The organism is Vibrio fujianensis, assembly GCF_002749895.1.
Classification (GTDB): Bacteria; Pseudomonadota; Gammaproteobacteria; order Enterobacterales; family Vibrionaceae; genus Vibrio; species Vibrio fujianensis.
The window spans coordinates 253,555-261,279 of record NZ_NBUS01000040.1 but is presented as its reverse complement, the minus strand read 5'-3'; the positions used below and the strand labels follow the sequence as shown (position 1 = coordinate 261,279).

Below are 7,725 nucleotides of genomic sequence, written 5' to 3'. Positions count from 1 at the left end.
TTTTTGTAAGCCCTAATCGACATCAGCCGATCATTTACGCCTATTATAATAGGGGGGTACAGGCAATTCGCCATGTTCAACCTAGCCCCCCAACACACGAACTGTATTTACTTAACCTTATGAATAATCAAGAATATCATCAGCTCGGCAAAGCCATTACTGCGCTACAAACCCCCTATTTTACCTCACAGCTTATCGATTTATTGAAAACGATACTCCCTTTCGATTGCGCCGTCATTTTAGGCTATCGACAAGATAAACATCCGATTTACCTTTATGATTCGATTCCTTCACAGCGTCAGTTACTTTTTCAGCACTACTTAACTCACACCTATTTACAAGATCCTTTTTATACCGCCATTACCTTGCAGCAACACCGCGGTATCTTACATCGCTCAGAATTCAGCCAATTGACATCCACCTATTTTCAACAAAAGTATCACGCTGATTTTTATCAAAAAACAGGCTGGCAAGATGAGGTGGCTATTGCGGTCAATTTAGATGAAACACGCTGGATAGGTGTGTATTTAGGCATTTTAGAGAGAGAAAAAAGCATTACCGCCAAACAGCTCACCTTACTCAAACAGCGCTTTTCCGTGCTCGAAGCCTTATGCCGTCAACATTGGGGACGCCAGCCATTACTGTTGGCTGAAAATGGTCAAGCTAAAACAGATATACGCCACTGGGTCGAACAGGCAATCAATCAATTTGGAGCGAAGCATTTAACTCCGCGGGAACAACAAATTACCTCACTACTGGTGCAAGGACTAGACTCACAAGAGATAGCTCAGCATTTAAACATTGCTCATGGCACCGTCAAAAATCATCGTAAACATATTTATGCTCAGCTAAATGTCTCTTCATTAAGTGAACTGTTTCAGTTGTTTCTGAATTATTTGATAGCCTCCGCGCAATAAAACCTCAAGGTCAGCAAAAATAACGGCGAACTGTCCCTTTAGGGACATCGTCTCTTACGGCCTTCTTCCGCTACTCTGCCAGCAGATTACATTGGAGGCCATATGAATTCACACCCCTTACTTAATGAACTCAATCAACGAGGTTTAATTGCCCAAAGTACCCCACTCGAGGAACTCAGCGTTCTACTCTCTACCCCACAAACGCTTTACTGTGGGTTTGATCCGACCGCGGGTAGCTTACATATTGGCCACTTAGTACCCTTATTAATGCTCAAGCGTTTTCAAGATGCAGGGCATCAAGCGATTGCGTTAATTGGCGGAGCGACAGGTATGATTGGCGATCCGAGCTTTAAAGCCGCTGAGCGCAGCTTGAATTCAGCACAAATCGTACAGCAGTGGGTTGCCGAGCTGTCACAACAAATTCAACAAGTGATGAGTCCTCACCTTCAGCAACCCTTTGTCACCGTTAATAATGCAGATTGGATTGGACAAATCAGCATCATTGATTTCTTTCGTGATGTGGGTAAACACTTTTCTGTCAATACGATGATTAATCGGGAGTCAGTCAAACAACGTTTAGCCCGCCCAGATCAAGGCATCTCTTTTACGGAATTTAGCTATTCTTTGCTACAGTCTTTTGATTTTGCTCATCTCAACCAGCATTATCAGTGCAATTTACAGATTGGTGGCAACGATCAGTGGGGGAATATTGTTAGCGGTATTGATCTCACTCGCCGACTCAATAATACCAATGTACATGGGCTGACTCTTCCGTTGATCACCAAATCTGATGGAACAAAATTTGGTAAAACGGAAAGTGGGGCTGTCTGGCTTGATGCCAATAAAACTTCGCCTTATGCTTTCTACCAATTTTGGCTTAATACGGATGATGCTGATGTCTACCGCTTCTTACGTTATTACACGTTTCTCTCTTTATCGGAAATTGAAGCCATTGAGCAAGAAGACCACACACGCACAGGAAAACCCCAAGCACAGCAGATTCTCGCCCAGCAACTAACCCAATTTGTCCACGGTGATGAAGGCCTCCTTAGCGCTCAACGTATTACCCAAGCACTATTTAGCGGCGAAATGAGTCAATTGAGTCTCAGTGAACTACAACAACTTGAGCTTGATGGTTTACCTTGTTTTCATACTGAGCAAGCCGGTAACTTGATCGACCTCTTGCTGGAGACTCAATTGGCAAGCTCGAAGCGCCAAGCGAGAGAATGGCTCACCAATGGCGCAATTCGAGTTAATGGTGAACGCGTTCAGAACGAAAACATGGCTGAGAATTTTGCTCTCTTTGATCGTTACTATATTCTTCAGCGTGGTAAAAAACAGTTTGCGTTGTTGAAATTAGCTTAAGCGTTTACACTGTCAATAAGCACCGAACCACTCGGTGCTTATTAACTTCACCAACCTTTACTTAGCCATCAGCTTTTTCACAACAATTCCATCTAATCCCAGTTTACCAGCACCTGATAACATTAAAGATAGGCTAGCGGCGAATAAAGCCAAACCAAATTCATAACCGTTATTCGCCATAAACAGACCATTGGTAAGGTGTACTGAGAAAATGGCAACCAACATAGTAAATGAAAGCATCGCGGCCGCTGGGCGAGTGAGCAAGCCTAATAGAATGGCTAACCCGCCAAAAAATTCACCACTTCCGGCTAAAAATGCCATCACAACACCAGGGCCAAGCCCAATAGAGTCCATCCATTGCCCTGTCCCTTCAAGCCCATACCCGCCAAACCAACCAAACAGTTTTTGCGCTCCATGTGCCATAAAGATAATACCAACTGGAATACGTAGCGCCAATGTGCTGTAGCCCGCTTTAGAGTCAACGAGTTTTTTAATGTGTGCTTGCATGATTTCTTCCTCAATAAATTTAAACTTTAAATTCCAAACTGAATACATTGTTTATCAACTGATGTAGCCATTTTAGAGAGAAAAAAAATCAGAAAAACCAGGTTAAATTGATATTAATGTTCAAATTTTTTGAATAAGATAAGTTCCCATCAATCAAAGAAAAAATCCAAGCGCTCCATCACTCGGATATCTTATTTTGGTGATTAAGCTGGAAACATCCAGCGGAACTGAGGCATAAAATCGAGATTTTCTTTTACCGTCTCTTTCAACGCTTCCTCTAATACCGTCCCAGTATTAACGATAGGGTTCAATATTAAGCCACGTTTAGCGGCAACTAAATTCCCCGTTACCGCCGCTTCAACTGTTAATGTTTCAAACTCTTTCATCAACTGAATCAGGCGTAAAGTATCGCTTGGAAAGGGGGCGACATTAAGCGGAAGAGGGCCACTTCTGGTGATCACTGAGCTGACTTCAACGGCACAGTCTTCCGGCAAACCTGCGATGGTGCCATTATTGCGCGTGTTGACATGCATGATGGTACGTTTATCGTTATGAATGGAGGCCATTAATTCACAAGCAGCTTCTGAATAATATTGACCGCCTCTTTTTTCCAACTCTTTCGGTTTTTCTGCCAATTGTGGATTTTTATAGATCTCGAACAACCGTTGTTCCATCGCTTTGACCACTTCACCACGAGTACCTTCACCCTCTGCTTCGTATTGTTCCTGTTGCATAATATCGTCACTGGTATAGTAGTAACGTAAATAGGCACATGGAATCATGCCCATGGCTTGTAAAAGATCTTTCGGCCACTTGAATGGGGGAATATTTGCCGGTACTAAAGGATCGTGACCATTAAGAATCTCGTTCATCACCCAACTCAGCTTGTCTTGTCCTTGATGGAGGATCTGACGAACCCAGATCAGATGGTTTAAACCCGCGACCTGCATGATGAAATCATCTTCTTTGCTATTGAGAATCTGGGCGACTCCTTTTTGCATAATGATCGGGACATTACACAGGCCCACCGCCTTAACGTTGGTATGTTTAAGTACCGCTTCCGTTACCATGCCGGATGGATTAGTGAAATTCAGTAACCACGCATCAGGGCAAAGCTTTTCCATCTCTCGACAGATTTCTAAGGTAATTGGAATCGTACGGCAAGCATTAGCAAAACCACCTAACCCGTTTGTTTCCTGTCCAATCATGCCATATTTCAGTGAAATTCGTTCATCTCGAATACGCCCTTCCAGACACCCAGCACGAAATTGTGAGCAAACAAAATCGGCGTTTTCTAATGCAGGACGTCGATCTAAACTGACATGCACATCAATCGTTAATCCGGCTTTTTTGATCATACGGCGAGCAAGATCTGCGATGATATTAACTTTTTCCCAACCCTCTTCAATATCAACAAGCCACAATTCACCAATCGGCAGTTCATTTTTACGCTTTAATAAACCTTCAATCAGTTCAGGAGTGTAGCTTGAGCCGCCACCAATAACCGCTATCTTTAGTTGTCTGTCCATTCCCATTTCCTCATTTGGATAAGCTGTGCTAATTTCACATGGATACCCATGGCAAGACAAACCAAATAATCACCCTCATCTATTAGTTATATTAATACGTGGTCATCATATGAAACATAAAGAACATTTGCTTGCTCATTTATATACCTTCAGCGTCGTCGCTAAATTTCGAAGCTTTACCTTAGCGGCAGAAGAGCTATGCCTGACACAAGGAGCCGTGAGTCAACGCATAAAAAAACTGGAAGAAGAGTTAGGATTCAAACTGTTTGTTCGCTTGACTCGTAAACTCGAATTAACCGAACAAGGAAAGCGGATTTTAACCACTCTGACCTACTCACTAGATAATGTTTTTGCCGAAATTGAAGATATTCGTTTCAACGAGTTACGCGGTGAACTGTACCTTGGGGCCGCTCCTACCTTTGCTCATTCATGGCTTTTACCTCGCTTAGCGGAATTTCAACATCTATACCCTCATTTAGATGTCAAAATTCGAGTTAAAGCCAGCAAATTAGATTTTCAGAACCAACCGGTTGATCTAGCAATTTATTATGGCGATAACACCCATGCCGATTTCTACCATCATCGTCTGTTTGATGAGTACTTGTTACCGGTTTGTACCCCAGCGTACGCCCAAAAACTAAACTTACTAGATAACGATCACCGTTTACATGAAGCGTGCTTTTTACACTGTACCGAATCGTTAGAATTTATCTCTCCATTAGCGGAATGGCAGCAATGGCTAAAAGCGACTGGACGAGTCCCGCAAATACTGCAACGAAAGTATGTATTTAATCATGAAGAACTCACTATGGTGGCCGCAAGGCAATCAATGGGAATAGCCATAGGCCGTTACCACTTGATTAAACCCTACCTAGAGAGTGGTGAGCTGATTGCGCCATTTGAACGTATCCCTTCTGGGCTAGGGTACGATTTAATTTGCCCGAAAGGACACGAAGTTCGCCCTCGATTTAATGCATTTTTCCAATGGATTAACAACCAGGTAGGAGAGTAAGTGATGTTATAGTAGATAAAATTGGCGCGAGAGCGATCAAAACCTAGCCTATTGTTAACAACGCGCCACATCAAGGATTACCAATAAATTCAATGTCTAAACATGTGAGGCTCATTGATATTCATCGCACTTAGATCGCCATTTGGGTTAAGTACATGAGGTAAAATTTTAGGTAAATTTAACTCAATATCGTTATCTTCTACAGGGTGAATCACTTCGTTATACCACCCTAATAAACCCAGTACCGCATAACCAATCGCATCATCATCTTCACGATGTTCGATAATAATTTGCAGTAAGCGTAAAATGGCACGGTCATTCGTTTGCGTTTGTGTGCGAGTCGCATGAAAAATTGAAGTTGCCTCTACCACAAGTCCATCAAATTCAGTTTCAATCGCTACTTTAAATGACCCACCATCAACAGAAATTCTCATATCACGTTATCTACTTATACTGATTGATTTCAATGGTTGCTAAGCATAACCATTTTTGAACGTTTTGTCTGTTAAGCGTATGGACTGGTGAAATTTTTCACCTACCGCTCTCTTAGCTCAACATCACTGATGGTTAACATTGCTAGGTACAAAGCGCTCTAGTTTTTTTTAATCGGTAAACATTCGTATCTACCTGATACCGAATCAGTAGTACTTTTGCCAAGTTCGAGCGATAATCCTCCGCCCCTGATAAGTCCATACTCCAAGGTAAGCAGTACAGAAACCATGACAGTACAACCAACCGTTATTATCGGGCTGTATAATCCCAAAAGCCCAACCAATGTAGGAGCGGTGATGCGCGCCGCTGGATGCTATAACGCCACTCAAGTGCGCTACAATGGCAGCCGCTATGATCGTGCCGTAAAATTCCAAACCGACACTAAAAAAATGCATCAACATCTTAATGTTGTAGCAATAGACGACCTAACCGCCGATCTTGCCGATGACGTTGAAATTGTCTGTGTTGAATTAGTCGTTGGCGCAACCGCGCTACCTCACTTCACTCACCCTGAAAAGGCCATCTACCTATTCGGGCCTGAAGACGGTTCATTGCCACAAGAGATCGTGAATAAAGCACAGCACGTCGTTTATATCCCAACACATGGCTGTATGAATCTGGCAGCAACAGTGAATGTGGTGATGTATGATCGTTTAGCCAAAACACTAGGCACGATTGATGATCAACAGCAAGTCATGGCGAATCGCGATAATAAAAATCGCTTAATCATCAAGGATGACTTATCCGTCAAAAAAAGAGCACGGATAGGAGAAAACGCCAACATAGCGTAAGCGCACAACTTGTTACTTGTTCTTCACCGCTTCAATTCTCTCTGTAAAATTAGGATGAGATCGAAACCACTCCGGAGTTTCGATCTCTTCTTGCGCTTTGAACAACTCAAACATTTCTGCTAGTGCGTCACTATTACCATAAATTTGCTGCATAGCATTTTTTGCATACTGATCGGCTTGTCTCTCTGCCTCACGAGATTGACCATTCGACGCGATAAAGACTCCGACGCCAGCGAGATTATCAACGATTCCTGAGCTTTCACCCGTTATTAGAGAAACGGCAACCGAAAGAATGGTCGAGTGAACCACACGTGTCATCATATGACGATGATAGACATGGCCAATCTCATGCAAAATTATACCGTCTAACTGCTGCTGAGTTTGTGCTAATGCCACTAAATCATCGAGCAAGACGATCGTCCCTCCCGGAAGTGCAAAAGCATTTGCAACTTCGGGTAAAGAGCGAAATTCCACATTTATTTTATTGGGGAGTTCAGGCAGCACGGTGACCCATTGAGCAACGCGTCGGCGAATCTCTTGTTGTTGGTCAATAGGTAAATCACTCGGCGCAAATTGCAGATCAAGAGATGCCAATACTTGCTCGCCTACCGCAACAGACAAGGAGTCGGGTAAACGCTCTGCAATGTGCTTACTTCCCCAAGGTAATAGGTAATAATAACCGCCTACGATAACGCCCAAACAAATCAATGCAGACAAAATCCACGCAGGAATGCTGCCTTCCATACTCGCGACAAAACTGGATTTCTTATGATGACTTCGCCACTGTGTCAAAGATAAGCATGGCTCTGTCACAAACACCCAACCATTAGGAAAAGAGATTCGAACGGGTAATTGTCCCACTGAATCACTGATCGCTACACAATTATGTTCCGCGTTGAAAACCTCTCCATTCACGTGCAAAACTAAAATGGATGGTTGAGAAAGATCCAACACCGCCTCGTGCCGCATAGCACTACGAGGCGGGAAAGCGGTTCCATCAATACGCATTAGTTAATACTGATCCCAAGATCAAACATTTGCGCCACTTCATCACCGATGGCTGTTTTCACATCAGAATCTTGATCCATCGCTTGCAGTGCATCCATATCACC

The 7,725-nt window shown here is 43.1% G+C and carries 9 protein-coding genes; 4 read left to right on the top strand and 5 right to left on the bottom strand.

Translation table 11 applies throughout. From position 1 onward, the window contains the following. The first annotated feature begins 119 nt into the window (after positions 1-119). Together B7C60_RS07040 and tyrS are read left to right on the top strand one after the other, a co-directional pair. Complete coding sequence (locus B7C60_RS07040; protein WP_099611091.1) at positions 120-917, top strand: LuxR C-terminal-related transcriptional regulator; 798 nt, start codon at positions 120-122, stop codon at positions 915-917. Between the two features lie 102 nt (positions 918-1,019). After that, on the top strand, positions 1,020-2,282 hold the full coding sequence (gene tyrS, locus B7C60_RS07035) for a tyrosine--tRNA ligase (RefSeq protein ID WP_099611039.1): 1,263 nt from the start codon (positions 1,020-1,022) through the stop codon (positions 2,280-2,282). Positions 2,283-2,339: 57 nt separating this feature from the next. Here the strand turns inward: tyrS and B7C60_RS07030 are convergent, their stop codons facing one another. Together B7C60_RS07030 and B7C60_RS07025 are read right to left on the bottom strand one after the other, a co-directional pair. After that, a complete protein-coding gene (locus tag B7C60_RS07030; RefSeq protein ID WP_099611090.1) occupies positions 2,340-2,789 on the bottom strand; it encodes a DoxX family protein in 450 nt (149 codons plus the stop codon). Between the two features lie 203 nt (positions 2,790-2,992). Then, positions 2,993-4,318 (bottom strand): 6-phospho-beta-glucosidase, encoded by a 1,326-nt coding sequence (locus B7C60_RS07025; protein WP_099611038.1) that lies wholly within the window; start codon positions 4,316-4,318, stop codon positions 2,993-2,995. A 109-nt stretch (positions 4,319-4,427) separates the two neighbouring features. On the opposite strand from B7C60_RS07025, the gene B7C60_RS07020 reads away from it, so the two are divergent. Continuing rightward, a complete protein-coding gene (locus B7C60_RS07020; RefSeq protein ID WP_099611089.1) occupies positions 4,428-5,330 on the top strand; it encodes a LysR substrate-binding domain-containing protein in 903 nt (300 codons plus the stop codon). 89 nt (positions 5,331-5,419) lie between these two features. Here B7C60_RS07020 and B7C60_RS07015 read toward each other — a convergent pair whose 3' ends face one another. Next, positions 5,420-5,764, bottom strand: coding sequence for a hypothetical protein (locus B7C60_RS07015; protein ID WP_099611037.1), 345 nt, complete (start codon positions 5,762-5,764; stop codon positions 5,420-5,422). A gap of 285 nt (positions 5,765-6,049) precedes the next feature. Between B7C60_RS07015 and B7C60_RS07010 the strand changes: the two genes are divergently transcribed. Then, the gene (locus B7C60_RS07010) at positions 6,050-6,613 is read left to right on the top strand and encodes an RNA methyltransferase (RefSeq protein ID WP_099611036.1); all 564 of its coding nucleotides are present in this window, start codon (positions 6,050-6,052) and stop codon (positions 6,611-6,613) included. Positions 6,614-6,625: 12 nt separating this feature from the next. On the opposite strand, the gene B7C60_RS07005 is transcribed toward B7C60_RS07010, so the two are convergent. Continuing rightward, a complete protein-coding gene (locus B7C60_RS07005) occupies positions 6,626-7,621 on the bottom strand; it encodes a M48 family metallopeptidase (protein ID WP_099611035.1) in 996 nt (331 codons plus the stop codon). Then, positions 7,621-7,725 (bottom strand): hypothetical protein (locus B7C60_RS18225; protein ID WP_245868815.1); only part of this gene is annotated, 105 nt, incomplete at its 5' end. The genes B7C60_RS07005 and B7C60_RS18225, both read right to left, overlap by 1 nt.

What these genes read in the sequence shown, in the direction of transcription:
- B7C60_RS07040 (WP_099611091.1), top strand. Translation starts at nt 120, where the DNA reads ATGAATAATCAAGAATATCATCAGCTCGGCAAAGCCATTACTGCGCTA.
- tyrS (WP_099611039.1), top strand. Translation starts at nt 1,020, where the DNA reads ATGAATTCACACCCCTTACTTAATGAACTCAATCAACGAGGTTTAATT.
- B7C60_RS07030 (WP_099611090.1), bottom strand. Translation starts at nt 2,789, where the DNA reads ATGCAAGCACACATTAAAAAACTCGTTGACTCTAAAGCGGGCTACAGC.
- B7C60_RS07025 (WP_099611038.1), bottom strand. Translation starts at nt 4,318, where the DNA reads ATGGACAGACAACTAAAGATAGCGGTTATTGGTGGCGGCTCAAGCTAC.
- B7C60_RS07020 (WP_099611089.1), top strand. Translation starts at nt 4,428, where the DNA reads ATGAAACATAAAGAACATTTGCTTGCTCATTTATATACCTTCAGCGTC.
- B7C60_RS07015 (WP_099611037.1), bottom strand. Translation starts at nt 5,764, where the DNA reads ATGAGAATTTCTGTTGATGGTGGGTCATTTAAAGTAGCGATTGAAACT.
- B7C60_RS07010 (WP_099611036.1), top strand. Translation starts at nt 6,050, where the DNA reads ATGACAGTACAACCAACCGTTATTATCGGGCTGTATAATCCCAAAAGC.
- B7C60_RS07005 (WP_099611035.1), bottom strand. Translation starts at nt 7,621, where the DNA reads ATGCGTATTGATGGAACCGCTTTCCCGCCTCGTAGTGCTATGCGGCAC.